Here is a 26,546-nt window from a genome sequence, read left to right on the forward strand (position 1 = left end):
CTTTGCCGAGATCGGGGTGGCTTTTTGCCATCAGGAGCACAGGGCGTGCTGGTCGGGTCTGGTATCCGGAATGAAGCTGTTAACCTATCGAGTCCCGTTTCTATTCCAATTCCTTGATGTTGTACACAAAAAAAGCAGATCAGATGACCGACCAGACGCTTAACAATTGTTGCGTTGCTGTTAAGATGGTTCGGTCGGGTTTTCACCCTCCCCCGTCAGCACATCATGGATAACAACTAAAAAGAGATAAGGATATGAAAAAGAAGCTAATTTACGCCGCAGTTGTCAGTGCCCTGTTGGCTGGCTGTGGTGGCAGTGACGATAACAAAGGCGATACCTCAAGCTATCTCGACTATCTGTTGACCGGTTCCAATGCGGTGCGCCCCAGTGCCCTGGCGGCACGGGCCAGCGATGGCACCCTGAAGTTCTCTACCGAGACGGCAGATCTCTCCAATCCGGTCTCTGCCATGTCAACGCTGGATGGCTGGTCCACGACCCAGGCTATCCAGATTGTGCCCGTCACCTCGTCCGGCATTCAGGTTCAGGCACCGACTGCGGCCGAGTTCAGTGCCTCAGTGGCGCCGCTCTACCTGCTGGAGCTTGCCTTCGACAGCGCTGCGCTGCGCCCGAATGGCGTGAAGAAGGTGCTGACCTACGGGGTGGACTTCGTGGTGGCCGCATCGGCTGGCAAGTTGAATCTGGTGCCGCTCAAGCCGCTCAATCCCTCTTCCTACTACATGATAGTGGCCACCGATTCGCTGAAAGACAGTACCGGCAGTCCGGTACGGGCAGGTAGCGACTACAGCAACTACAAGAACAACGCGGGCAGCAATGCGCAGGAGCAGACCATCAATGGTCTGATCGCGCTGCAGGAAGGGTTGTTCAAGGCGGCAACGGGTATCGCCACGGATCACGTGATCTTCTCCGACTGGTTCGGTACCCAGTCCGGCGCCGATGTGCTGGTGGCCGTGAAAGGCGCCGCTGCATCTGTCGTGTTGCAGGGGCTGGATGCCGCCAAGGTATGGAAGCAGGATGCGTTGGGCAATACCAGCCTGCCCGGCACCTATACCCTGGCCGTGACCGGCAACGATGACTTCCTGACCCAGCTGGACAATGAGCAGTTCCTGCCGCAGGAGCAGAAGGATGCCATTGCCGCCGCCGTCGACGCCAGCCCGACTCTGACCGGCATCGCCGGCATGACGAAGGTCTACACCGGTACGGTCAAACTGCCCTATTTCCTCTCCTCACCGGCGACCGCAGGTTCCTGGAGCAAGGCCAAGACCCAGTCCTGGCACGGTGCCATCCCCAGCCTGTACGCCATCGCCAATGCGCTGAAGGCATCTGACAGCGAAGTGATCGCCGGTCTGGTGGGCGCGGGTGTGGATCCAGCCCTGCTGGCAGAGTTGATGGCCGATCCGACTCGTCAGAGCGAGTTGCTGGCCGAGGCGAGCAAGCTGGTCGGGGTGACCCTCACCTCCGGCGGCAAGCCGCTGGATGCCGAGCAGAACATTGGTCGCTTCAATCCGTTGCCGGCACTGGAAGAGGTGCAATCCGTGCCGATGCGCATCTTCGCCAAGGATGCACTGAACACCATCACGGACGTGATCATCTATCAGCACGGCGTCACCTCGGTGAAAGAGAACGCCTATGCGCTGGCACTGGGGCAGATTGGCGCTGGCATCACAGCCAGCAAAAATGTCGCAGTGGTAGTGATCGATCATCCGTTGCATGGTGAGCGTGGCTTCGCCCTGAGTGGCAGCATGGCTACAGTGACCACCTCCGACAATCCGACGCCGTATCTGAACCTGAGCTACCTGACAGTGGCGCGGGACAACCTGAAACAGAGCGTGGCGGATCTGCTGGGTCTGCGCATGGCGGTGGGTCTGGCCAATAGCCAGAACGCCATCGGCAGTGCCGGCAACCTCAAGGTACATTTCCTGGGTCACTCCCTGGGCGCCATCGCAGGGGCCAACCTGCTGGCGGTTGCCAACCAGCCGATCGGCAACCCGACGGCGGATGCCCTGTTCAAGTTCGATACCGGTGGTCTGGCCATGCCGGGTGGCGGCATAGCACCGCTGTTGCTGAACTCGCCGACCTTCGGCCCGACCATCAAGATGGGCGTGCTGACCGGTGGCAGTGCCGAGCTGAAGGCGGCCTTCACCGCCTATGCGCCCAACTGCCAGACGGCAGTGCCAACCTGCTTCGTCAACGAGTTCCTGCCTAGCCTGGGTGCAACCACTCAGGCGGCCGCAGCCAGCACGCTGCAGAGCTACAGCTTTGCGGCCCAGTCGGTACTGGATTCGGCGGATCCGATCAACCTCGCCAGCGGCATCAAAGCGGACTTCCCGCTGTTTGCCACCGAGATAGTGGGTGACGGTGCCCTGAGTCTGTCGGATCAGGTGATCCCGAACAGCATAGCGTCCGCTCCGCTGGGGGGCACAGAGCCGCTGTTTAAGCTGCTGGCCCTGCAACCGCTGACCGCCACCGGCGCAGCCAACCACCATGCTGCTCGTTTCGTGGCTGGCGGTCACAGCTCCTTGCTGGCACCGGACGAGAACTTCGATCCGACCGGCGATGTCACTACCGAGATGCAGACCCAGTTCGGCAGCTTCTTTATGAGTGGCGGTACTGCGGTGCAGGTCACCGACAGTTCTCTGCTCAAGCAATAACGCTGCAGACCATAAAAAACGCCGCCCCTCGGGGCGGCGTTCTCGTTTCTGCGAGCGGGGCGGGGCCCGGCCGTCAGGCAGGCTGGTGGTGTCTGTCCAGCCAGCCTTGGATCAGACCTACCAGCAGGCCCACCAGATGGGCCATGTTGGCGGTGCTGGTGCCAAGCATGTCGAAGAAGCCGAGCACCAGCCAGAACAGCATGAAACCCATCAGGGCCGGTGGCAGGGTGAGACCGCAGGCCGGCTGCAGTTTGTTGCGCAGCCAGCAGTAGCCCAGCAGAGCATAGACAACACCGGAGAGGCCGCCAAACAGCGGTCCGCTGACGAAGAACTCGGCGATATTGGGCAGGGCCGCCCCCACTAGCAACAGGACCAGCAGCTTGCCGCCGCCGAGGCGTTGCTCTATCTGGCCCCCCAGATACCACCACCAGAGCAGGTTGAACACCAGGTGCAGTATCGAGAAGTGGATAAAGGCCGGGGTGAAGTAACGCCACGCCTGCCAGTCGGTGAACTGGGCCAGGGTCGGGTAGAACGCCAGCTCGTCGAAGATGGGCAGGCCGATGGCATCCAGGGCATAGATGGCCAGACAGGCGATGATCACCACCAGGGTCAGGGGGCCCGCCTGATGGAGGAAATCGGTGACGGGATCCGTCATCCCCTTGCTGTAATCGATGCGGGCATCCGCCTGACCTGACTGCCAGGAGGCCTCCATGTAGCGGGGATGGGACGGATCGGCCAGGAATCGCTTTACCTCCAGCTGGGCCTGGGCGAGGCGTTGTTCATCCGCCAGCCAGACCGAGACGCCGAGCTCTGACTGGGTCAGCTCGCACGAGATGCCGAGGGTGGCGAGATAGTCCACCAGGGCTTGCGCCATGCGGGCGTTGTCGAGCACCAGCAGCTGGATCATGCGTCGCCTGCCTCGATGGGAAACTCCTGGCGCCACGCCTCGAAGCCGCCATCCAGGCTGTAGACTTCGTCATACCCCTGCTGCAGCAGGTACTGGGCAGCGCTCTGGCTGCTGTTGCCGTGATAGCAGATCACGATGACAGGGGTGTCGAAGTCCACCTCGTCCATGAAGCGCACCAGGGTGCCGTTGGTGAGGTGGAAGGCACCGACCGCATGGGCTGTCTCGAAGGATTGGGGATCGCGAATATCCACGAGGCGGGCTTCACCGGCAGCGAGCTTCTGGTGGGCATCATGGGCACTGATATGGGCAAACTGGTCCATTTGCATGTCCTGCGAATAGGTAACTGGAGGCCAGTTTACCGCAAGCCTGCGCTGGTGCTAAGCCCGCAATGTGTCCGGTCGTCCCGCCGGGAAGATCGCAATTTTCTTCAATATCAGAACCAGGCTCATGGGTAGGGTGAGATCTCGATATCTTCAACGAGCATTATCCATGGAAATGAGTCTGTTGTTATCCATGGCCGGGTTTGCCCTGGCCATGTCCATCTCTCCCGGCCCGGTCAATCTGGTCGCCCTCAGTGCGGGGGCGCAATATGGTTTTCGCGCCAGCCTGCGCCATGTGGTGGGGGCCACCCTGGGTTTCATCCTGTTGTTGCTGCTGATGGGACTGGGTCTTGGCGCTGTCCTGTCGCACTGGCCAGTGGCGCTCGGTGGCATCCGCTGGGGAGGCATCCTCTTCCTGTGCTACATGGCCTGGCTGCTGATGATGGACAGCGGAGAGATAGAGAGTGAAGGTGGCACGCCACCCGCTTTTTTATACGGCGCCCTGATGCAGTGGCTCAATCCCAAGGCCTGGCTGGCGGCCAGCATGGGGATGGGGGCCTATGTCGGCAGCTGTCTGCAGGCAGTTTTGCTCTCGCCTCACCGCTTGCGCTGGTTCAACCGGGCGATGGCCATGTTGCTGTTGCTCAGTGCCGGTTACCTTGTTCTGGAACCTTGAGGAAGGCACTGCGACTGGTATTGACCCGGGGTCGCGGCGACCAGCCGCTTGAACTGGCGCTGGAAGTGGGCCTGATCGGAGAAGCCCGTCGCCAATGCCACCTCGACCAGGGGCCGTCCCTGAGCGAGCAGGGCTCGGGCCTGGCGTATCCGCTGGTTGAGCAGGTAAGCGTGCGGGGTCATGCCGTAATGGCGGCTGAATACTCGCACCAAATGGGATGGGGTCAGCCCGGCGACTGTGCTCAGGTGCTGCAAGGTGAGGGGCGTCGCATACTCGTCCTTTATCAGCTCGGCGGCGCGCTTCAGATGCAGGGGCGGTGGCTCGCTCCATCTGGCGGGCGTGAGCCTTGCCAGCAGCTGGTGGCTGAACTGGTGACAGACGACCTCCTTGGCGAGGCGATCTTGCTGGTCATCTTGCAAAGTACGATAGAGGCGTAGCAAACCTGCATACAGCACGGGATCCCGGCTGGCCGTCATGTCGAAGGGACGAAAATGGGCCCCCAGCCCGGCCTCCTCCTGCTGGCCGCGCAGCCAGTCGGTATCGAGGTAGAACATCAGATAAGACCAGGGATGATCGGCGATGGGGTTGCAGGCATGTACCTCTTCCGGGTTCATCAGTACCAGGGTGCCTGCGTTGACCTCCTGTTTTGTCTGCTGGTTGAGATAGTGACTGTGACCACCAGTGATGGCGCCAATGGAGAAATGGGCGTGGCTGTGTTTTTCATAGCAGACGCGGCGGCCATCCTGCACCGCTCGCGCCTCTATGAACGGCAGGGCAGGGTCACGCCAGAAGCTGCGGTGATCCGCCTCTGCCCTGGCCCTGCTCATGGGTTAACCACCCAGGTAGGCCTGCCGAACGGCCGGGTTGGCCAGCAGAGCAGCCCCCGAGTCTTGCAGCACCACGTGGCCGTTTTCCAGCACATAGCCCCGGTCGGCCAGCTTGAGCGCCTGGTTGGCGTTTTGCTCCACCAGAAAGATGGTCATCCCTTTCTGGCGCAGCTGCTCTATGGTGTCGAAGATCTGCTGGATGACGATGGGGGCCAGCCCCAGCGAGGGTTCGTCCAGCAGCAGCAGGCGCGGCTTGCTCATGAGGGCGCGGCCTATGGCCAGCATCTGCTGCTCGCCGCCGGACATGGTGCCGGCCCGTTGCTGCAGTCGCTCGTGCAGGCGGGGGAACAGGGTGAACACCTGATCCAGCAGGCCGTGCTGCTCTTCCTTGTCGACGAAGAAGGCGCCCATCAGCAGGTTCTCCTCCACCGTCAGGCGGGCGAAGATGCGGCGCCCCTCCGGCACCACGGCTATGTCCTTGCGCATGATGCGGGCCGTGCTGAGGGAGCTTATCTGCTCCCCCTCGAACCAGATGCTGCCGCTGCTGGGTTTGGGCTCGCCGCACAGCGTCATCAACAAGGTGGTCTTGCCGGCACCGTTGGCGCCGATCAGGGTGACGATTTCCCCCTCTTTTACCTCGACGCTGACGTCGTGCAGCGCCTGAATTTTGCCGTAGTGGGTCGATACGTTGCGAAGTTCTAACATCGTGACTCCTTGGGTCCTACGATTCGCCCAGATAGGCCTTGATCACAGCCGGATTGTTGCGGATCTCATCCGGCTTGCCGTGGGCCAGCGGCGTCCCCTGATTGACCACGAAGATGCGGTTGGAGATGCCCATCACCAGCTTCATGTCGTGCTCAATCAGCAGCACGGAGACGCCGAACTCGTCCCGCAAGCTGATGATGAGATCGTTCAGCTCATCGGTTTCGTTCGGGTTGAGGCCGGCGGCCGGTTCGTCCAGCATCAGCAGGTCGGGCCGGGTCGCCATGCAGCGGGCTATCTCGAGGCGGCGTTGCTGACCATAAGCCAGGTTGCCGGCGGCCCGATTGGCGAGATCCTTGAGCCCTACCTTCTCCAGCCAGAAGGCGGCCTGTTCCAGCCCCTCCTGCTCGGCACGGCGAAAGGCCGCTGTCTTGAACAGACCGGCGATAAAGCCGGTGTTGAGGTGCCTGTGCTGGGCGACCAGCAGGTTCTCCACCGCTGTCATCTCCTTGAACAGCCGTACATGCTGGAAGGTGCGCACAATTCCCTTGCGCGCTATGAGGTGACCGGGCAGCCCCTGGATCTCCTCGCCCTTGTAGCGGATGGTGCCGCCGCTCGGGCGGTAGAAGCCGGTGGTCTTGCCCGCGCCGTTCGGTCCTATGATGGAGATAACCTCCCCTTTGTCGACATCCAGCTTGACGCCGTTGACTGCGAGCAGTCCACCAAAGCGCATCGACAGATCAGAGACTTCCAATAACTTCTTCTGATTCGCGCTCATTTTTGTAGCTCCAGGTGAGGTCTGGTCATCGGCAGCAGTCCTTGTGGCCGCCAGATCATCATGAACACCATCAAGAGGCCGAACATCAGCATGCGGTACTCGTTGAATTCACGGGCAAGCTCCGGCAGCACAGTCATGACGATGGCCGCCAGCACCACCCCTATCTGGGAGCCCATGCCGCCCAGCACGACGATGGCGAGCACTATGGCCGACTCGATGAAGACGAAGGATTCAGGGCTGATAAACCCCTGACGGGAGGCGAAGAAACTGCCGGCGAACCCCGCAAAGGTGGCACCTATGGTGAAGGCGGTCAGCTTGATGATGGTGGGGTTCAGCCCCAGGGACTTGCAGGCGATTTCGTCTTCCCGCAGCGCTTCCCAGGCTCGACCCAGCGGCATGCGCAGCAGGCGATTGATGACGAACAGGGTGGCGACAACCAGCACCAGTGCCATCAGATAGAGGAAGATCACCTTGTGGTTGGCGTTGTAGGCGATGCCAAAGAAGTCGTGGAAGGTACCAAAGCCCCCATCTTTGACGGTACGGTTGAATTCCAGTCCAGCCAGGGTCGGCTTGGGAATGCCGGAGATGCCGTTCGGGCCGCCGGTGAGGCTGGTCATGTTGTTGAGCAGGATGCGGATGATCTCGCCAAACCCCAGGGTGACGATGGCCAGATAGTCCCCCCGTAGCCGCAATACCGGAAAGCCGAGCAAAAAGCCGAAGGTGGCGGCCATCAGTCCCGCTATGGGCAGGCACTCCCAGAAGCTCAGGCCGAAATAGGTGTTGAGCAAGGCATAGCTGTAAGCGCCGACTGCGTAAAAGCCCACATAGCCCAGATCCAGCAGGCCAGCCAGACCGACCACCACGTTGAGGCCCAGCCCCAGCATGATGTAAATCAGCGCCAGGGTTGCCAGATCGATGGCACCGCGAGAGGCCATGAAGGGCCAGCTCACCGCAAACAGCAGCACCAGAATGGCGGTGACATTGTAGAGCCGTGGCGCCTCTTCCGGGCTTGGCAGCACCAGCTTGGTGAAACCGGTGGAGAAGCCGCTGATGGAGGCCTGAAACAATCTGCCGATCTGGCCACGTAACAGCTGGAACCAGAACACCAGTGCCGCGCCACCCACCAGCCAGGCCAGCGATATATCGAGGCGGCTCACGACCAGCAACTGGCTGCCTTCCGTCTCGAGCCGAAAACCAAGCAACCAGAAGGAGAGCACCATCAGCACCAGACTGGCGATGCAGGCATGAATAAATTGATGTTTCATACTTTTTCGACCTCCGGACGACCCAGAATGCCGGTGGGCATGAACAGCAAGACACCGATCAGCAGGACGAAGGCCATCACATCCTTGTATTCGGTGCTGAGATAGCCCGCGGTGAGGGCTTCCACTACCCCCAGCAGCAGGCCGCCGAGCACGGCGCCGGGTATGCTGCCGATGCCGCCCAAGACGGCCGCGGTGAAGGCTTTCAGCCCGGCCATAAAGCCGAGATAGGGATTGATGACGCCGTAGTACATGCCGAGCAGCACGCCGGCGACGGCGGCCAGGGTAGCCCCCAGCACGAAGGTGATGGAGATGACCACATGGGTATCAATCCCCAGCAGGTTGGCCATCTTGATATCTTCCGAGCAGGCCCGGCAGGCCCGTCCCATGCGGGATCGGCCGATGAACTGGGTGAGTGCCAGCATGGTGATGAAGGTCACCACGAAGATGATGAGCTGCATGTAGGAGAGGCTGGCCTGAAAGCCGTCTTCTCCACCCAGGGTCCAGCCCCCGGAGATCAGGGTGGGCATGGCGATATCGCGCGAGCCCTGAGCCATTCGCATCATGTTTTGCAAGAAGATCGACATGCCGATGGCGGAGATGAGGGGGATGAGGCGATTGCCGCCCCGCAGCGGGCGATAGGCGACCCGCTCTATGGTCCAGCCATAGGTTCCCGTAATGATGATGCTGACCAGGAAGGCGCCTCCCAGCAGCAGGAAGGTGCTGTCGATGCCCATCATCATGAGCCCGGCCATCACCATAAAGGCGACATAGGAGCCGATCATGTAAACCTCGCCGTGGGCGAAGTTGATCATGCCGATGATGCCATAGACCATGGTGTAGCCGATGGCGATCAACGCATAGGTGCTACCTATGGTTAACCCGTTCAGCAGTTGCTGAACCAGGTAAAGGAGGTGTTCGGACATACTACGTTCCCTGTGCTTGCCCGCAAGAAGGGAGGGGTGACTCACGTCACCCCGACCGGCAGATTATTTGACTTGAGTGGAGGTACCGTCGGCGTGCCACTGGAACACACCGAATTCAAAGCCTTTCAGGTCGCCACTCGGTGCCCAGCTCAGGGTACCCATGACGGTCTCGATCGGCGTGGCCTTGATGGCGGCAGCGACGGCAGCCGGGTCATCTTCACCCGCCTTGGCGATACCGGCCGCCAGGGTTTGCACCGCGGCGTAGGTGGTCCAGACGAAGGGACCGGAAGAGTCCTGGCCCTTGGCCTTGAACGCTGCGACCAGCGGGGCGTTGGCCGGCACCAGATCGTATTTGTTCGGCAGGGTGACCAGCAGGCCTTCTGAAGCCGGGCCACCGATGGCGGAGATGTCCTTGTTACCTACCCCTTCCGGACCCATGAACTTGGCCTTGAGCCCTTTCTCGGCCGCCTGGCGCAGGATCAGACCCAGCTCGGGGTGATAGCCGCCGTAGTAGATGAAGTCGACGTTCTCTTTCTGCAGTTTGGCGATCAGGGCGGAGAAGTCTTTGTCACCGGCTGTGATGCCTTCGAACGCCACCACTTTCACGCCGGCTTTATCCAGCGAGGCTTTCACGCTGGAGGCGATGCCTTCACCGTACTGCTTCTTGTCGTGGATGACGGCCACGCGCTGGGGCTTGACCTGCTCGATGATGTACTTGGCGGCAGTCGGGCCCTGATCGCTGTCCAGACCAATGGTGCGCAGGGTCAGCTGGTAGCCACGTTCGGTGATCTTGGGGTTGGTGGAAGCAGGGGTGATCATCAGCACGCCTTCATCTTCATAGATGTCGGAGGCTGGCAGCGTATTGTCGGAGCAGAGGTGGCCGACCACGAACTTGACCCCGTCGTTGATCACCTTGTTGGCGATCGCCACAGCCTGCTTGGGATCGCAGGCATCGTCATAGATGACGGCTTCGATCTGCTTGCCTGCGATACCGCCAGCCTTGTTGATCTGTTCGACCGCCATCTTGCCACCGGTGAACTGCATGTCACCGTACTGGGCGACCGGTCCGGTCACAGGGCCGGCGATGCCGATCTTGATGGTGTCCGCCGCATGGGCCAGCGATACCGATCCGAACAGAGCCATAGAAACCGCTGTCCTGACTGCAATTTTGCTCAACTTATTCATCGATTCGTCCCTTAATCAGTGGATTGTTTCATTTTCCGTGTGTCATTCCGAACCAGGATCCCGCCAGTCCGGCAATAGGTATGGTTCTATCATTCCTCGCTGGGCAATAACAAGCTGTTAAAGATACTAACCAGAGAGGGGGGAATAGGACTTTTTTGAAACAAATAACTGATATTGTTAGTTCGTGTGGGTGTTGATGCTGATTTATCAAGTTAACATCTTCACAACAAGGTGTACTGGTGGCAAATAGTAGAGGAAAAAACTGACGATATTTTACTCTGACGCTGCTCCCAATTTGACCAAAATCCGTTTGCGCAAATGGAGGTGACCGCCTAGATTAGCCAGCATTGACAAATCATTGGCAGTGCCCGTTAAAACCAAGCCTTTATTCGGGAAATCTGCTAATGTTCCGCCTTTGATATTCAGGAGACAGAGATGGCCACTATCAAGGATGTCGCCTCGCGCGCAGGCGTATCCATCTCCACCGTCTCACATGTACTCAATCACACCCGTCGGGTTAGCGAAGATGCAACCCAAAAAGTGCTTGAGGCGGTGGCAGAACTCAACTACGCGCCCAACTCGGTAGCGCGCAGCCTCAAGATAAACTCAACCAAGACCATAGGCATGCTGGTGACCACCAGTGCCAACCCCTTCTTTGCGGAAGTGGTGCAAGGAGTCGAAGCTTACTGCTTCGAGCAGGGCTACAGCCTGATCCTGTGCAACACCGAAAACCAGCCGCCCCGCCAGCAGCATTACCTGAGAATGCTGATGGAGAAGCGGGTCGATGGCCTGCTGGTGCTGGGGACCGACATCGACACCCCGCTGCGCGACATGCTGCGCATCCACAAGAATGTGCCACAAGTGGTGCTGGATTGGGGAACCGAGTGCGATTTCGCCAACGTGATCAATGACAACGCCCGCATAGGTGCGCGTCTGGCCGTGCGCCATCTGCTGGAGCAGGGTCACACGGACATCGTCTGTATCACGGGCCAAATCTCCAAGCCGACCACCCAGCAGCGACTGGCCGGGGTACGCGATGCCCTGGGCGAGCAGGGTTTGACTCTGAAAGAGGAGCAGATCTTCGAAGGGGATTACGAGAGCCAGAGCGGTTTCGATGCCATGCAGCGCATCCTGGCCCTCACGCCTCGCCCGACGGCTGTGTTTGCCTTCGATGATCCCATGGCCATAGGTGCTATCTGCGCTGCCTGGGAAGCCGGGGTCAAGGTGCCGGATGATATCTCCATGATCGGCTATGACGACGTGGAAATGGCGCGCTTCTCCAGCCCGCCGCTCACCACCATACGCCACCCCAAGGCCGAGCTCGGCCTGCTGGCGGTGAAGCATCTGGTGAGCCGGATCCGCAACAAGGCGCTGGAAGTCGAGTCCATGACGGTAGAGCCCGAGCTTATCGTGCGTCGCTCGGTCAAATCCCTGCGCTGACCGCCATGCCGTATTGCACGGCATAGTCGGCACAACGAAAAACCCCCTCTTTACCGAGGGGGTTTTTGTTTATGGGCGGTTTATTGCAGATCTGGCCAGAAATCCTTGTTGGCGGCCACCAGGTCATCCAGGATGGCCTTCGCCACCGAGGCACTCGGCACCGTCTTGGACAAGGTGATCGCCTGCCACAGCTTCTGGTAGGAGCGCTCGACCCAGGCTTCCACCACCAGCTTCTCGACGGCCACCTGCTGGCCCATCAAGCCTTGCTGGAACAGGGGGATATCGCCGACCTGCAAGGGCTCGGGCCCGCTGCTGCCCACCAGGCAGGGGATTTCGACCATGGCCTCGGGGTCGAAGTTGTTGATGGCACCCCGGTTGGGGACTATCAGCAGCATCCGCTCCTGGGTGTTGAAGGCGATGGCGGTGGCCAGATCCACTATATAAGAGGCGTGCTCGTCGATCTCCAGCTCGCCCGCTTCTGAGTGACCCGCCTTGACGATGGCGCGGCAGGCGCTGAACACCTGTTTCTCACGGTGCTCCATCACCTCGTTGGCGCGGGTATGTTCCGGGTTGGCATGGGCCACCACATAGTCCGGAAAGAGATAGTACTTGAGGTAGGTGTTGGGCAGGGTATCCGGATCGAGTGCCCACACATCCCTGGCCTTGGCGAAGGTATCGTTCCAGCTTGCCTCGGCATGGCTGGCGTGATCGGGCACATAGCCGTGGCGGGCGACGTGCTCCTTGATCTTGGGCATCAGGTCGTTGCCTGCCAGATCCTCGATGCGGGTCCACCAGCCGAAGTGGTTGAGGCCGTAGTAGCGCACCCGCATCTCTTTACGGGATTTAAGGCCGGCGATCTGGGCCATGCGGCCCTCGATCCCGATCGGCATATCACAAATGTTCAGGATCTTGGCGTTGGGGCGCAGGCGACGGGTCGCCTCCGCCACTATGGCGGCCGGGTTGGAGTAGTTCAGCATCCAGGCGTTGGGGGAGTACTGCTCCATATAGTCGACCAGCTCCAGCACGCCACCTATGGAGCGCATGCCGTAGGCGATGCCGCCCGGGCCGCAGGTCTCCTGACCGACCACGCCGTGACGCAGGGGGATCTTCTCGTCCAGCTCGCGCATGGGGTATTTGCCGACCCGGATGTGGGCCATGACGAAATCCACTTCGCTGAATGCGGCCTTGGGATCGGTACCGTAGCTGAAGGCAATCTCGGGTGCCTTCTCCTTGAGCAGGATCCTGCATGCCTCGGCGATGACTTCCTGGCGGGCACCGTCGTTGTCGTAGAACTTGATCTCCTTGAGCGGGAAACGATGCTGGTTCTCGAGCAGCATGAGGACGATACCCGGTGTGAAAGTGCTGCCGCCGCCGGCGATGACTACAGAGAATTTTTTCATGATCATGACTCCGTTACGAGAGAAGAGGATTGAGTGGGGTTGTTCATTATCGATTCCATATTTTCACGTACCTGTGGCACATGCAGACCTATGATTATTTGAATGCTGTCGCCATGACGAACCACTCCATGGGCGCCCAGTTGTTTGAAAACTTCATCTGCCGCAGCCTGGCTGGCATTTATCAGCGATATTCTTAATCGGGTGGCACAATTATTCAGGCTTCTTATATTTTTGCTGCCGCCGAGTGCTTCAATAATTTGAGTTGCAATATCACCACCCCGCTGTTGTTTGGCTGTCTGATAATCTGCTTTTGAATAAAGCTTTATTTCGCTGTCTTCCCGTCCCGGGGTTTTTAAATTTAATCTCAGAATGAGGCTTCTGAATATCAGGAACCAGAGTCCGGTGAACGCCAGGCCTATGGCTATCTGGGTAAACATCATGCTGGCATGGTTGTGGAACATGGGGATCCAGTTTTGCGGCAGGAACTGGTCGAGCAGGCCGCCGCCCATGTTGCCGACGACGCCGAACAGGTACATGACGGTGGCCATGGTGGCAGCCAGCAGGGCATGGATGGCAAACAGCAGAGGCGAGATGAAGAGGAAGGTGAACTCCAGCGGCTCCGTGATGCCCACCAGCATGGCGGTCAGGGTCGCTGGGATCAGCAGGCCTGCCACCTTGGCCTTGTTCTCACGGGCGGCAGTGGCGTAGATGGCCAGGGCAATCCCCATGGCACCGAAAATCTTCGAGTTGCCGTGCAGGGCGAAGCCACCCTGGGGGAACAGCTCGATGAGCGGACGCGTGCTCTGGCTGAACTCCTGCAGATGCTGGGCCCAGTAGAGCTGGATGCCGCCTTCCACCGCGGCAGGGCCGAAGATGAAGGGGCCATAGATAAAGTGATGCAGGCCGGTCGGGATAAGAATGCGCTCGAGGAAGGTGTAGACCCAGACACCGAGCGGGCCCGAAATCAGCATGAACTCCTGCAGGGAGGCGATACCCATCTGTACCTTGGGCCACCCCAGCAGGGTCAGCCAGGCACAGGGGATCATGACGAAGAAGGCGATGATGGTGACAAACGAGCTGCCCTGAAAGATGCCGAGAAAGACGGGAAGCTGTCGATCAAACAGGCGGTTGTGCAGGGCGGTGACGATACCCGAGATAACGATGGCCCCTATGATGCTGGTATCCAGCGTCTTGATCCCCGCTACCATGGCCAGGCCGCTTTCGCCGCCGACCGCCTGATTGAAATCGACCCCGAAATAGTCGCCCCAGGTCATCCCCATGGCATTGATGAAATAATTCCAGGTCATGAAGCTGACCAATACGGAGAGACAGGCTCGTGCCTGCGCCTTATTTGCCAGCCCAATCGGCAAGCCGATGGCAAATATAAGCGGCATGTTTCTGAATACGGTCCAGCCACCTTCTTCAATAATATGTACTATTTGAAAAAACAAACCTTGCGGGTTTGCCAGCGCCTCTCCCACAAACATGGGATTTTTCAGCATGATTGCAATGCCCACTACCATACCTGCAAATGGAAACAGTAGTACAGGAGTAAACATTGCTCCGCCAAAGCGTTGAATTTGACTGAGCATATATTGTCCCTTTATTAAAAGAGTTTTTGATAGGGTGTTGTCTGTGTTGCTGAATTGAACCTAACAACAATGGGTAAAGCCCTCATGAAATATGTGGTGGTTATGTGATCCGGCGCATGCTCTTATTTAGACAAAGAGATCTAAATTTTGAGATATTGTTGTACATCTTGTTTTTGTGACGTTCTTGTCGTTTTATTTGAATTTAAAATTGTTTATTTTCAATTGGTTGAGCCTGGAGCCCCTGAATGAGGGGGCCGTAGGTACAGGCCGGGAGAGGTCTAGCAGTGATCTATAAATCGGTGGCAGATCGGCTGCGTATCCGGGTCAATGGCGCGGATTGCCGGGTAGGAGACGTATTGCCGAGCGAGAAGATGCTGGCGAGCCAGTTCGGCGTGTCACGCATGACGGTGCGCAAGGCAGTGGACATGCTGATCGAATGGGGGCTGGTGGCGCGGCGCCACGGCAGCGGCACCTATGTGACCAAGAAGGATGTCCAGCATGAGACCAAGGGGCTGAGCGGCTTTACCGAGCTGATGCGCGATCAGGGCCGGGAGCTCACCAGCAAGGTGCTGGAGTTTCGCACCATGCCGGCCCCACCGGCAATTGCCAGCCAGCTCAGGGTCAAGGTGAACGAGCCCGTCTACTACTCCAGCCGGGTGCGTTCTGTGGATGGTCGGGCCCTGCTGGTGGAGGAGAGCTACATGCCGGTGCGGCTATTTCGCACCCTGTCGGTGGCCCATCTGGAGGGATCCAAGTTTGCCTATATCGAGAACGAGTGCCAGCTCCCCATCGCCGGCAACTACGAGAGCTTCAGCGCCGTGCTGGCCGACCGGCAGATGGCCGAGCTGTTGCATATCGAGCAGGGGGCGCCCATCCTGCGGCTGACCTCCCTCTCTTATGGCGAGAACGGGGAGTTTCTCAACTACTCCATCATGTTTCGCAACGCCAACGACTATCACGTGGACTACCACCTGCGCCGTGCCCGCGACTGATGGACCATGCCGTTGCACCTGTCATCGCATAGGCACCACGAACCCCCCCCTCGTCAGAGGGGGATTTTGTTTATGGGCGGGGTGCGTCTCAGGGCTTGAGGCCGAGCCGTCTGGCGAGCCGGTGCAGGTTGCCGCCGTCCATCTCCAGCGCTCGGGCGGTGGCGGCCCAGTTGCCATGCTGGGCTGCCAGGGTCTGCTCGATCAGCTGGAGCTGGAAGGCATCGGTAGCCGTGCGCAGCCCCATGCCTGCCGTCATCTGCTGCGCTACCTGTTCCACAGGGATGCGGCTGGATGAGGGGGCGCCGGCGGCCGCCAGGTTGAAGTGGTGGCATTCCAGCGCGGGGGCCTGACTGCCCTGCTCGGCCCGCGCCAGCACGGCGGCTCTGTGGATGGCGTGCTCCAGCTCCCGCACGTTGCCCGGCCAGTCATAGCTGCCGAGCAGTTGCAGCGCCCTGGGCTCGATGCGCAGCCGCTCCAGCCCCAGGCTGACCCGGCAGCGTTCGCAAAAATAACCAGCCAGCAGGGGGATGTCGTCCGGCCGCTCCCGCAGGGCGGGGGCGTGGATCGGGAAGACGCTCAAGCGGTGGTAGAGATCGCTTCGAAATTGCCCCTCGACCACCGCCTGTTTCAGATCCCGGTTGGTGGCGGCCAGGATGCGCACGTTCACCTTGAGGGGCGTGTCGTCACCGATGCGCTGCAGATCGCCGTATTGCAGCACCCGCAGCAGCTTGGCCTGCAGCGACAGGGAGAGTTCGCCGATCTCGTCCAGAAACAGGGTGCCCTTGTCGGCCAGCTCGAACTTACCCGCCCGGTTGTGAATGGCGCCGGTGAAAGCCCCCTTCACGTGGCCGAACAGCTCGCTCTCCGCCACCGATTCCGGCAGGGCGGCGCAGTTGAGATAGACCAGCGGCGCGCTGGCACGGGGTGAGCCCTGATGCACCGCCTTGGCGATCAGCTCCTTGCCGACTCCTGTCTCCCCCAGGATCAGCACGTTCAGCTCGGAGCTCGCCACCACGTTTATCTCGTGGCGCAACCGGTCCATGGCCGGGGAGCGGCCAATCATCTCGGCCCGGCCCGGCCCATTCTGGGTGGAGGGGGCGAGGGGTTCGCTGCTCTGGCGGGCGAGCCGTTCCAGCAACAGGGCGTTGCTGAGGGCGGCGGCGGCCAGGGCGCCCACCAGTCGCAGCTCCTCGTCGCTGATGCCGTCGAACTGGGTCGGGTTCATGCCATCTATGGTCAGGGCGCCGATGAGCGTCTGATCCGAAAACAGTGGCAGGCCGACACAGGCGTGCACCCTGAAGTCGTCGTGATCCGGGATCAGGCCGTCATAGGGGTCGGGCAGGTTGCTGTCGGCGGGGAAGCGCACCACGTCACCGGCACGGGCGATGGCCTCCATGCGCGGATGGTCCGCCAGCGCGAAGCGGCGGCCCAGCACGTCCTGCATCAGGCCGTCGATGGCCAGCGGTATGAACTGGCCCCCCTCGTAGCGCAGCAGGGCCGAGGCGTCCGAGTGCAGCAGGCTGCGCACGCTCTGGATCAGACGGTGGAACCTGTCCTGATGGGAGATGCCGAGTTGCAGGTCGAGGGCGATGCGCGCCAGGCTGTCGGTTGAAATCACGAGAATTGTCCAAATGACAGTGTCTTTGTGTTTTTGACTATGAGTGGTAGTTGTCTAAATGACAATGCCTGAAATCTGTTTTCTATAAAAACAATGAGTTATGAGTTGGCACGTCAACTGCAATAGTCCGTTCAGTCGCACATTCGCTATTGCATTCTGAGGAACAACTTGATGACCATTCACGTCAAAAACAACATTCACTGGGTCGGCCAACGGGACTGGGAGGTGCGCGACTTTCACGGCACCGAGTACAAGACCCACAAGGGTACCAGCTACAACAGCTATCTCATCCGCGAAGGGAAGAACGTGCTGATCGACACCGTTGATCACAAGTTCAGCCGCGAGTTTGTGCAGAATCTGGCGGCCGAGATCGATCTCGCCTCCATCGACGTTATCGTGATCAACCACGCCGAGGAGGATCATGCCGGTGCCCTGACCGAGCTGATGGCCCGCATCCCGGGCACCCCCATCTACTGCACCCACAACGCCATCGACTCCATCACCGGCCACCATCATCATCCAGAGTGGAACTTCCACCCGGTGAAAACCGGCGACAGCCTGGATATCGGCAACGGCAAGCAGCTGGTGTTTATCGAGACTCCCATGCTGCATTGGCCTGACAGCATGATGACCTATATGACGGAGGATGCGGTGCTCTTCTCCAACGACGCCTTCGGCCAGCACTACTGCGACGAGCACCTGTTCAACGACGAGGTGGATCAGACCGAGCTGATGGAGCAGTGCCAGCGCTACTACGCCAACATACTCACCCCCTTCAGCCCGCTGGTGACCGCCAAGATCAAGGAAGTGTTGGGCTTCAACCTGCCGGTGAGCATGGTGGCTACCTCCCACGGCATCGTCTGGCGCGACGATCCCACCCAGATCATCCTGAAATACCTGGAGTGGGCCGACCACTACCAGGAGGATCGCATCACCCTCTTCTACGACTCCATGTCCAACAATACCCGCATGATGGCCGATGCAATTGCCCAGGGCATCCACGAGGTGGACCCCGGGGTGGCGGTGAAGATCTACAACGTGGCGCGCCATGACAAGAACGAAATCCTGACCCAGGTGTTCCGCTCCAAGGGGGTGCTGGTGGGCTCCTCCACCATGAACAATGTCATGATGCCCAAGGTGGCGGGCATGCTCGAAGAGATCACCGGCCTGCGCTTCAGAAACAAGCGCGCCTCGGCCTTCGGCAGCTACGGCTGGACCGGTGGTGCTGTTGACCGGATCCAGACCCGGCTGATGGATGCGGGATTCGACATCAGCATCTCCCTCAAGGCCAAGTGGCGCCCCGACGGATCGGCGCTGGCCCTGTGCCGCGAGCATGGTCGCCAGCTGGCCCGCCAGTGGGCGCTGCACCCGCTTGAGGCGCCCTGTCCGATCATCACAACTAGCGCCGCAGCGGCTCCGGTAGTTGAGGCAGGAGTTGTGGTTGAGATGAGTGTCCCAGCTTCTGCTGGTGTGGTTGAGGTGGGTGTCCCCGCTTTTTCTGGTGCGATGGAGCTCCCGGTATCTCGCGGCGTGGCCCCGACCACCTGCGAGCAGGACGATGACCAGCCCATGCTCTGCACCGTCTGCCAGTGGATCTATGACCCGGCCCTCGGTGAGCCGGATCAGCTGGTGGCGCCGGGAACTCCCTGGGCCCGGGTCCCAGACAGCTTCCTCTGCCCCGGCTGCGGCATCGGCAAGGAGGTATTCGAGCCCTGCGCGGTGGAGGCCTGTGTATGAAGGCTGCGACTCTGAGTGAGGCCGGTGTCAGCCGGGAGATATTGGTGATCGGCAGCGGCTTCGCTGCCCAGCAACTGGTCAAAAGCCTGCGCAAGCTGGATGCCGAGCAGCCCATTCGTCTCATCACGGCCGACAGCGGCGACGAGTACAACAAGCCGGATCTCAGCCACGTGGTGAGTCGAGGTTGCACCGCAGCGGCCATGACCCGGCTGAGCGGCAGCGACTTTGCCGAGCAGCAGCGCATCGCGTTGGTGCCCCATTGCCCCGTGCTTGGCATCGATCCCGCTCGTCGTATTGTGATGACCGTGCAGGGGGAGTTTGCCTATGGTCAGCTGGTGCTGGCCACCGGCGCCAGTGCGGCCCGCCCCGACCTGCCTGGCAGTGAGCAGTTGGTGACCCTCAACAGTCAGCAGGAGTACGCCGCTGCCGAGGGGCCAATCCAGCAGGCCCGCCGCATCCTGGTGCTGGGGGCAGGACTGATTGGCTGCGAGCTGGCGATGGACATGGCGAGCGATGGTCGCGAGGTCACTCTGGTGGATCTGGCCGACAGCCCGCTCAGCGCCCTGTTGCCGGCAGTGCTGAGTCAGCCACTGCAGCAGGCACTGCGCAGTCAGGGGGTCAGCCTGCAGTTCGGGCTGGGCATCGCTAGGATAGATGCCCAGCCCGGCGACGGCTGGCGGGTGACCCTGACCGATGGCCGCACCAGCGAGCAGGATCTGGTGATCGCCGCCATCGGCCTGAAGCCGAATCTGGTACTGGCACAAGCCGCCGGGCTCGCGGTCGAGCGCGGCATCCTGGTCGACGACAGCTTGCAGACCAGCGCTCCCCATATCTTCGCACTGGGTGATTGCGCCCAGTGGCGAGGGCAGCTGCTCCCCTTCCTGCAACCAATAGTGCTGGGGGCCAATGCGCTGGCGCGCACCCTGCTTGGCACGCCGACCCCACTGACCCTGCCGCCCATGCTGGTGAAGGTGAAGACCCCGCGTTACCCCTTGCAGCTGGCGGGCCGCACCAAGGGCGAGGATCTCGCCTGGCAGTGCCGCTGGAACAGCCATGGCCTGGTGGCCGAGGCGCGCGCTGAGGATGGCGAGCTGTGCGGCTTCGTGGTGGGGGGCGATCAGATGAGTGCCGCCTTTCCGCTGCTGCGCCAGCTACCCCGTTGATTCATTGATAACACCAGGCCGGGTTGACCCGGCCACTTGAGGAGAACTGATATGTCCATGCAACTTATTCCGTCTCACTGGGTGGTGCGTCGTTCCACCCCCTTCTTCACCCGCGAGAATGTGCCCCAGGCCCTGCTCAGCCACCACAACACGGCGGCCGGGGTGTTCGGCCAGCTCTGCGTGATGGCGGGCACAGTCACCTATCACGGCTTTGCCGACGAGCAGGCCGAGGAGCCCGAAGTCAGCCTGGTGATCCGGGCTGGGGAGTTTGCCACCAGCCAGCCCCGGTACTGGCACAGGGTCGAACTGTCGGAGGATGCCCGCTTCAACATCCACTTCTGGGCCGAGCAGGCAGAATCCGATCAGCCCCTGTTCAACAGCCGCAAAGGGTGAGAACGGGTGGGGGCCAATCCGGGTGAATGGCCCCCTCTGCCCATGCAGATCAAAATAATCAACTCGGATGTTCGTTATCCTGCCCCCTTATCCGAATGAGTGCTATGAGGGAGATGCATGAGCCTGATTGAAGCGATGACCATGGTGGCTGGCCTGGTCTATCTGGTCCTGTTGGCGTGGCAGGCGCGGTCCGGCTGGCGGTGGCATCTTGCCCTCGGCCTGCTGTTCGCCGGCTGGCTGGTGGCGGCGGATCTCACCCTCTGGCTCGCACTGGGGCTGGTGGTTGGTACCCTCAGCCTGTTTCATCGCTACAAGCCGCTACCGATGCCAAGCGAGATCAACAGCCAGCCGCTGCGGGCCCGGACTCGCCATCTGCTGCTGCTCTGCTGGGGGTTGGTGACTGTGCAGTACGGCCTGCATATCTGGCAGCTGGGGCAGGGGATGAGCCCCTGGCTGGTACGTCCGGACGTGGTGGATGGCTTCCTGCCCATCGCCGGCGGGCTCGGGCTGCGGGCCTGGCTCAGTCAGGGCATAGTGGATCCCCATCATCCGGCGGCGACCGTCACTGTGCTGGTGTTCTGCCTGTCGGCCCTGCTGCTGGGGCGGGCCTTCTGCGCCTGGTTCTGCCCGATCGGGCTGGTGGGTGAGTGGCTGCATCGTCTGCGCAGTCGATTGATGGCGGGGGAGTGGACGCCGCCGCGCTGGCTCGATGCCGTGCTGCGTTCCCAGAAATTCCTGGTGCTCGGCTTTTTGCTCTTCATCATTCTGCTGGCGGTGCCCGCTGCCGCCCTGCCCGGCTATCTCGCCAGTCCCTATCATCAGGCGGCGGACATGAAGATGGGCGCCTTTTTCTTCAATTTGAACCTCATCTCCGGCCTCTGTCTGGGCTGGGTACTGCTGCTCACAACCCTCTTTCGGCAGGGCTTCTGCCGCTATCTCTGCCCCTACGGCGCCTGGCTCGCCCTGCTGGGCTTGTTGACCCCGCTGCGTATTCGCCGCGACCCGGCCCGCTGCCTGCGCAGCGCTGGCCATGACTGCGACAAGTGCAGCCGGGCCTGCCCGTCCCGCATTCAGGTACATCAGCTGATCGCGGTGCGCAGTCTGGAGTGCAGCAGCTGCATGAGCTGTGTCGCCGCCTGCCCCAAAAGCGCCGATGCGCTGCACCTTGGCAGCAAAACGAGCCGGCTCACGCCTCGCTGGCTGCTGGGTATGCTCTGCCTGCTGTTGTTGATACTGCCGCTGCTCTCCTACGGCCTGCTGGATATCTGGGTTAGCCAGACACCGCTGGCGGTGCGGGCCCAGCTGCTGCAGCTGTTGCCCCAACTGGCTCATTGAGCACAGATGAGTCAGTGGCAGGTGCTCCTTTGAGGGGGTCGCCGGGCTGTCTGAGGATGCATCCGCATTTGATACCTGAGGGGTAGCAGGGTAAAGTCCCCTCCCCGACATGATGGCCCTGCTGCCATGTCGTGCCGGCAGCTAGCCCTGGTCACACCTTGCTGCGCTTTCGAAGCAGCAAGCACTGGGCGCCGGCAGCATAGATGAGCGCGATCTACCATGACAACCGGCGTAGCAAATGCAACGGTCCGCGGTCGCGACCAGATCCACAATCGTCTTTGGAGAAGTAAATGGGACAGAAACCATCTTTGGTGGGCGGGGCATGCATCATTGCCGGCGTCTGTGTGGGGGCCGGCATGCTGGGCTTGCCGAGTGCCGGGGCGGGTGCCTGGACCATCTGGTCCATCCTGGCAATTACCCTGACTATGGTGGTGATGACGGTCTCCGGCTGGATGCTGCTGGAATCCTATCAGGGCTATCCGCTGCGCGTGTCGTTCGATACCGTGACCCGGGAGTTGCTGGGAGAGAAGGTCAACGCCCTCAACAACATCACCGTCTACTTCGTCGGTGGCATACTGCTTTATGCCTACATCACCTCGGCCGGTCTCATCATAGATGGGATGACGGGGATCGGCAGCCACTGGGCCTCAGTTCTGTTCACCCTGGGCTTCTCCTGGCTGGTATGGCACTCGACCCGGGCTGTGGATCGCATCTCGGTCGTGCTGGTCATCGCCATGGGGCTGAGCTTCGTGTTCGGTATCTCGGGTCTCTCCCTCAACATCAAGCCGACCCTGTTGTTCGATACCCTGAGCGAGCACGCCAGCTATGCACCCTATGCGCTTGCCATGCTGCCGGTGGCACTGACCTCGTTCGGTTATCACCACTCTGTCTCCTCCATGCGCGCCTATTACGGTGAGGAGCGCCGCGCCCGTTACGCCATTCTCGGTGGTACCGCCATAGCGCTGCTGTTCTACCTCATCTGGCTGGTGAGCGTGTTCGGCAACCTGCCGCGCAGCGAGTTCGGGCCCGTGGTGGCCCAGGGCGGTAACGTCGACGTGCTGCTCAAGGCCTTGGCTTCGGTGATCGAGTCGGAGGCCGTCTCCAGCGCCCTCAACCTCTTCTCCATGGCCGCCATCCTCTCCTCCTTTATCGGTGTGGGTCTGGGTGTGTTCGACTATCTGGCGGATCTGTTCAAGTTCGACAACAGCCCCAAGGGCCGTGCCAAGTCATGGGGCGTGACCTTCCTGCCACCGCTGCTGCTCTCCCTGCTGTTCCCGTTCGGTTTCCTGATGGCCATCGGCTACGCAGGCGCAGTGGCGACCCTCTGGACCTGCATCATACCGGCCCTGCTGGCCTGGAAGGTGCGCGCCGGCAAGAGCGAGCAAGGCGGCAAAGGCGATGGCTTCCGCGCGCCGGGCGGCCTGCCGATGATAGTGGGGGTTTTGCTGTTCGGTGTGCTGACCGCCCTCTTCCACCTGCTCAATATGGCGGGTCTGCTGCCTGTCTATACCGGCTGATCAAGCATGGCCAGCCCCGCTTTTACTTGTGGGGATCAACAAAGCGGCGCCTTCGGGCGCCGTTTTGTTGTAGGTGCCGCTGATGGAAGACCCGTACTTTAGTTTTGAGAGTTGCCCTGGATTCTATGTGGTCTGGTTGCGGGCGTGCCTGTTACCACCTGCTTAGCTCGTCAGCGGCAGAGACCAGTTGCTCCAGCTGGTGATGGATCTGGGCGCGATCCAGCTGCTGCAACGGCTGGCGACTCCACAACACCGGCGTCAGATCGTCGGGGTCAAAACCCAGAACGGGTTTGCAAGGGTCCTGACTAAACAGGTTTTGCGCGGCGGCCTGGGCGCCGCTAGCTACCTCAAGACGGGTAAACATCAGCAGATAGTCGGCTGGGTGCTCGGTCAGGTGGCAGGTCAGTTCGCCGATCTGCAGGCTGGTGACGCTTTCCTCCTGCTGCGGCTGAGGAAGCGAGAGGGAGAGAAACAGCTGGTGGATGGCGGCGTGATAAAGAGAGTTCATTGATGGCTCCAGATTGATGATGGCGCCATTAGAGCAGGTCGCCGCCAGCGGCACTGTTAATGGTGGCTCTCATTTTTTAGCTTTTCGGTCAGCAGGATGGCGCGCCGCGCTCAGTACAAAAATCGCGACCAATCCCGATAGTCCCTGTTGATACCCTCTCCTAGACTGGCGGCGAAACATCACAAGAAGACAATCATCATGCAGATTCAAGCAAACACCGTCGGCACACAGGCCGTCGCTCACCACAGTGATGCCACGACCGGAGTTGGCCGGATGGGTCAGATGGAGGCGCGTCAGGTCGCCACCGGACAAGATGCGATCCTGCTGGGCAGTCGCAGCGAACCGCAAAAAGGGCAGGGGCTGCTCTCGCGACTGGGGGCCCAGCTGGCCCGCCCGTTCGTGGCCATCAAAGAGTGGATCAGCAACCTGCTGGGGACGGACAAGCGTGCCGCTGCGCCGAAGGCGCAAACCGCCGTTTCCCCCGAGGATCTTCAGCGACTGATGAAGCAGGCTGCATTTGGTAGCTCGCTGGGTGGCTTCGCCAAGGCGGACGTGTTGAACAACATCACAGGCGAACAATTGGGCAAGGATCACGCCAGTCTGGCGACCGGCAATGGCCCCCTGCGCTCTCTCTGCACCGCGTTGCAGGCCGTTGTCATAGGATCTCAGCAACCGCAACTCCGGGAGTTGGCTACCGGGCTGCTGGCCCGCCCCATCGCCGGTATCCCGCTCCAGCAGTGGGGGTCGGTAGGCGGCAAGGTGACCGAGCTGCTCACCAGCGCCCCCCCCGAACTGTTGAAGGAGGCTATGAGCCAGCTACACACCGCGATGGGTGAAGTTGCCGACCTGCAGCGCGCTGTAAAGGCAGAAGTTGCTGGCGAACCGGCGCGAAGCGCGACCACAGCGGCCGCTGTGGCGCCGCTCCAAAGCGGTGAGAGCGAAGTTAACGTTGAGCCTGCCGACAAGGCGCTGGCAGAGGGCTTGCAGGAGCAATTCGGCCTGGAGGCCGAGCAATATCTGGGTGAACAGCCCCACGGTACTTACAGCGATGCTGAAGTGATGGCGCTTGGGCTCTACACCAACGGCGAATACCAGCACCTGAATCGCTCGCTGCGTCAGGAAAAGCAGCTGGATGCAGGGCAAGCGTTGATCGATCAGGGTATGTCCACCGCTTTTGAGAAAAGTACCCCCACCGAGCAGTTGATCAAGACCTTCCGCGGTACCCACGGCGGCGATGCGTTCAACGAGGTGGCAGAGGGGCAAGTCGGTCATGATGTCGCTTATCTTTCCACCTCTCGGGATCCCAAGGTGGCAACCAACTTTGGTGGTTCAGGCTCCATATCCACGATATTTGGCCGCTCGGGGATCGATGTCAGCGACATATCCGTTGAAGGTGACGAGCAGGAGATCCTCTATAACAAAGAGACTGATATGCGGGTATTGCTCAGTGCCAAAGATGAACGGGGCGTCACCCGGCGGGTACTGGAAGAGGCCTCGCTGGGGGAACAAAGCGGCCACAGCAAGGGGCTGCTGGACGGGCTGGATCTGGCAAGAGGAGCGGGCGGTGCCGACAAGCCGCAAGAGCAAGATATCCGTCTGAAGATGCGCGGGCTCGATTTGGCGTGACCAGATAGCACGAAAGCTTATGGGAACGGACACCCTCGGGTGTCCGTTTTTTATGCTGGCGGGAGTGGGGCAGAGGGTGCTCAGTGCAGGCCGATATGACTTACAGGCTGACGAAATCCACCTCGGGCAGGGTTTCAAAGCCGGGGCGGGCAAACAGATAACCCTGCATCAGGTCTATCCCCATCTCCTGCAGACATGCCATTTCATCCCGGGTTTCGATCCCTTCCGCCAGGGGGGTGATGTTCAACTCCTCAAAGAGGGCGAGACAGTGGCGCACAATGGCCTGGCGGACCTTGTCTTTATCGATCCCTCTCAACAGATGCATATCCAGCTTGATGATGTCTGGCAGAAAATCTGCCAGCAGATTGAGACTGGAATATCCGGCGCCAAAGTCATCCATCGCCGTCTTGAAACCGAGTGCCTGATAGTGATCCACTATGTGGCGAATATGCTGGTTATCCGCCACGCGCTCCACTTCGGTGAACTCGAACATGATCTGCTCGATGGGAAACTGGTGCTCCCGCGCGGCTTGCAAGGTGGTGCGGATGCAGCGCTCCGGACGATAAACCGCATTGGGCAGGAAATTGATGCTCAGCATTCCCTGCATCTTGAGTTTGGCCGCCAGTGCAATGGCTTTGATCCGGCAAAGCTGATCAAAGCGGTAGCGATTGTCATCGTTGACCCGTGAAATCACTGAGTGGGCGGGTTCGTTATTGATCCCCCTGACCAGCGCTTCATAGCCAAATATGGTACGGGTACGACAGCGGATTATGGGTTGAAAGGCCATGGTGAAATCGAAGCCGAGATCCCCGCTTTCCTGGCACTGTTGGCACGATAGCTGGGGGGGAGCAGAAGGTATGTCCATGCTTTCCTCATACAGGGGGACTGGTGAGCCGGAGCGCGATATCAAGCCTATATCCAGCCTCAAATGATAACAAGCCTGGATGGCGCCCGGAAAACGGTCTGCCAACAG

The 26,546-nt window shown here is 60.5% G+C and carries 23 protein-coding genes; 10 read left to right on the top strand and 13 right to left on the bottom strand.

Features of this window, described 5'->3' with window-relative positions; genetic code table 11:
* Positions 1-254: 254 nt before the first annotated feature.
* Entirely contained in the window at positions 255-2,669 is a 2,415-nt protein-coding gene (locus AXW79_RS19725) for a VolA/Pla-1 family phospholipase (RefSeq protein ID WP_005320660.1), read from the top strand.
* Between the two features lie 73 nt (positions 2,670-2,742).
* Here AXW79_RS19725 and glpG read toward each other — a convergent pair whose 3' ends face one another.
* A complete protein-coding gene (gene glpG, locus AXW79_RS19730; RefSeq protein ID WP_005320658.1) occupies positions 2,743-3,576 on the bottom strand; it encodes a rhomboid family intramembrane serine protease GlpG in 834 nt (277 codons plus the stop codon).
* Positions 3,573-3,896 carry a thiosulfate sulfurtransferase GlpE gene (glpE, locus tag AXW79_RS19735; RefSeq protein ID WP_005320656.1) on the bottom strand — a complete coding sequence of 108 codons (324 nt, stop codon included), beginning with the start codon at positions 3,894-3,896 and terminating at the stop codon, positions 3,573-3,575. The genes glpG and glpE overlap by 4 nt, the downstream gene beginning before the upstream one ends.
* Before the next feature lie 169 nt (positions 3,897-4,065).
* Here glpE and AXW79_RS19740 point away from each other — a divergent pair, with 169 nt between their 5' ends.
* Positions 4,066-4,572: a LysE family translocator gene (locus AXW79_RS19740; protein WP_011899244.1), complete on the top strand. Its 507-nt coding sequence runs from the start codon at positions 4,066-4,068 to the stop codon at positions 4,570-4,572.
* Here AXW79_RS19740 and AXW79_RS19745 read toward each other — a convergent pair.
* The 6 genes from AXW79_RS19745 to AXW79_RS19770 form a co-directional block, all read right to left on the bottom strand.
* The gene (locus AXW79_RS19745) at positions 4,551-5,399 is read right to left on the bottom strand and encodes an AraC family transcriptional regulator (RefSeq protein WP_043151278.1); all 849 of its coding nucleotides are present in this window, start codon (positions 5,397-5,399) and stop codon (positions 4,551-4,553) included. The two genes, AXW79_RS19740 and AXW79_RS19745, sit on opposite strands and share 22 nt — an antisense overlap.
* Before the next feature lie 3 nt (positions 5,400-5,402).
* Positions 5,403-6,104, bottom strand: a complete 702-nt coding sequence (locus tag AXW79_RS19750; RefSeq protein ID WP_005320651.1) for an ABC transporter ATP-binding protein — start codon at positions 6,102-6,104, stop codon at positions 5,403-5,405.
* Positions 6,105-6,120: 16 nt separating this feature from the next.
* Complete coding sequence (gene livG / locus AXW79_RS19755) at positions 6,121-6,879, bottom strand: high-affinity branched-chain amino acid ABC transporter ATP-binding protein LivG (RefSeq protein WP_005320649.1); 759 nt, start codon at positions 6,877-6,879, stop codon at positions 6,121-6,123.
* Positions 6,876-8,144, bottom strand: a complete 1,269-nt coding sequence (locus AXW79_RS19760) for a high-affinity branched-chain amino acid ABC transporter permease LivM (protein ID WP_005320647.1) — start codon at positions 8,142-8,144, stop codon at positions 6,876-6,878. Before AXW79_RS19760 ends, livG begins: the two co-directional genes overlap by 4 nt.
* Positions 8,141-9,067, bottom strand: coding sequence for a high-affinity branched-chain amino acid ABC transporter permease LivH (gene livH / locus AXW79_RS19765; RefSeq protein WP_005320646.1), 927 nt, complete (start codon positions 9,065-9,067; stop codon positions 8,141-8,143). The genes AXW79_RS19760 and livH overlap by 4 nt, the downstream gene beginning before the upstream one ends.
* Before the next feature lie 63 nt (positions 9,068-9,130).
* A complete protein-coding gene (locus AXW79_RS19770) occupies positions 9,131-10,252 on the bottom strand; it encodes a branched-chain amino acid ABC transporter substrate-binding protein (RefSeq protein ID WP_017411787.1) in 1,122 nt (373 codons plus the stop codon).
* Positions 10,253-10,687: 435 nt separating this feature from the next.
* Between AXW79_RS19770 and AXW79_RS19775 the strand changes: the two genes are divergently transcribed.
* Positions 10,688-11,692: a substrate-binding domain-containing protein gene (locus tag AXW79_RS19775; RefSeq protein ID WP_005320642.1), complete on the top strand. Its 1,005-nt coding sequence runs from the start codon at positions 10,688-10,690 to the stop codon at positions 11,690-11,692.
* A gap of 80 nt (positions 11,693-11,772) precedes the next feature.
* Here AXW79_RS19775 and AXW79_RS19780 read toward each other — a convergent pair whose 3' ends face one another.
* Entirely contained in the window at positions 11,773-13,098 is a 1,326-nt protein-coding gene (locus tag AXW79_RS19780; RefSeq protein WP_196764795.1) for a 6-phospho-alpha-glucosidase, read from the bottom strand.
* On the bottom strand, positions 13,095-14,684 hold the full coding sequence (locus tag AXW79_RS19785) for an alpha-glucoside-specific PTS transporter subunit IIBC (RefSeq protein ID WP_005320638.1): 1,590 nt from the start codon (positions 14,682-14,684) through the stop codon (positions 13,095-13,097). Before AXW79_RS19785 ends, AXW79_RS19780 begins: the two co-directional genes overlap by 4 nt.
* A 284-nt stretch (positions 14,685-14,968) precedes the next feature.
* Between AXW79_RS19785 and AXW79_RS19790 the strand changes: the two genes are divergently transcribed.
* A complete protein-coding gene (locus AXW79_RS19790; protein ID WP_011899241.1) occupies positions 14,969-15,676 on the top strand; it encodes a GntR family transcriptional regulator in 708 nt (235 codons plus the stop codon).
* A gap of 88 nt (positions 15,677-15,764) precedes the next feature.
* On the opposite strand, the gene norR is transcribed toward AXW79_RS19790, so the two are convergent.
* Entirely contained in the window at positions 15,765-17,294 is a 1,530-nt protein-coding gene (gene norR, locus AXW79_RS19795; RefSeq protein WP_005320633.1) for a nitric oxide reductase transcriptional regulator NorR, read from the bottom strand.
* A gap of 171 nt (positions 17,295-17,465) precedes the next feature.
* Between norR and norV the strand changes: the two genes are divergently transcribed.
* From norV to AXW79_RS19820, 5 genes are all read left to right on the top strand, one after another.
* Positions 17,466-19,031, top strand: coding sequence for an anaerobic nitric oxide reductase flavorubredoxin (gene norV, locus AXW79_RS19800; RefSeq protein ID WP_005320624.1), 1,566 nt, complete (start codon positions 17,466-17,468; stop codon positions 19,029-19,031).
* Complete coding sequence (norW, locus tag AXW79_RS19805; RefSeq protein ID WP_005320623.1) at positions 19,028-20,194, top strand: NADH:flavorubredoxin reductase NorW; 1,167 nt, start codon at positions 19,028-19,030, stop codon at positions 20,192-20,194. The genes norV and norW overlap by 4 nt, the downstream gene beginning before the upstream one ends.
* Positions 20,195-20,245: 51 nt before the next feature.
* Positions 20,246-20,587 (top strand): DUF1971 domain-containing protein, encoded by a 342-nt coding sequence (locus tag AXW79_RS19810; protein ID WP_005320622.1) that lies wholly within the window; start codon positions 20,246-20,248, stop codon positions 20,585-20,587.
* Between the two features lie 117 nt (positions 20,588-20,704).
* The gene (locus AXW79_RS19815) at positions 20,705-21,922 is read left to right on the top strand and encodes a 4Fe-4S binding protein (RefSeq protein WP_005320621.1); all 1,218 of its coding nucleotides are present in this window, start codon (positions 20,705-20,707) and stop codon (positions 21,920-21,922) included.
* Positions 21,923-22,212: 290 nt separating this feature from the next.
* Positions 22,213-23,439 (top strand): aromatic amino acid transporter, encoded by a 1,227-nt coding sequence (locus AXW79_RS19820; RefSeq protein ID WP_005320619.1) that lies wholly within the window; start codon positions 22,213-22,215, stop codon positions 23,437-23,439.
* Between the two features lie 151 nt (positions 23,440-23,590).
* On the opposite strand, the gene AXW79_RS19825 is transcribed toward AXW79_RS19820, so the two are convergent.
* Complete coding sequence (locus AXW79_RS19825) at positions 23,591-23,947, bottom strand: CesT family type III secretion system chaperone (protein ID WP_005320617.1); 357 nt, start codon at positions 23,945-23,947, stop codon at positions 23,591-23,593.
* A 198-nt stretch (positions 23,948-24,145) separates the two neighbouring features.
* Here AXW79_RS19825 and aexT point away from each other — a divergent pair, with 198 nt between their 5' ends.
* Complete coding sequence (gene aexT, locus AXW79_RS19830) at positions 24,146-25,573, top strand: T3SS effector ADP-ribosyltransferase toxin AexT (RefSeq protein ID WP_005320615.1); 1,428 nt, start codon at positions 24,146-24,148, stop codon at positions 25,571-25,573.
* A gap of 100 nt (positions 25,574-25,673) precedes the next feature.
* On the opposite strand, the gene AXW79_RS19835 is transcribed toward aexT, so the two are convergent.
* Positions 25,674-26,438 carry an EAL domain-containing protein gene (locus AXW79_RS19835; RefSeq protein ID WP_005320608.1) on the bottom strand — a complete coding sequence of 255 codons (765 nt, stop codon included), beginning with the start codon at positions 26,436-26,438 and terminating at the stop codon, positions 25,674-25,676.
* Between the last annotated feature and the right edge of the window lie 108 nt (positions 26,439-26,546).

It is taken from the genome of Aeromonas salmonicida subsp. salmonicida (genome assembly GCF_001643305.1).
Lineage (GTDB): Bacteria > Pseudomonadota > Gammaproteobacteria > Enterobacterales > Aeromonadaceae > Aeromonas > Aeromonas salmonicida.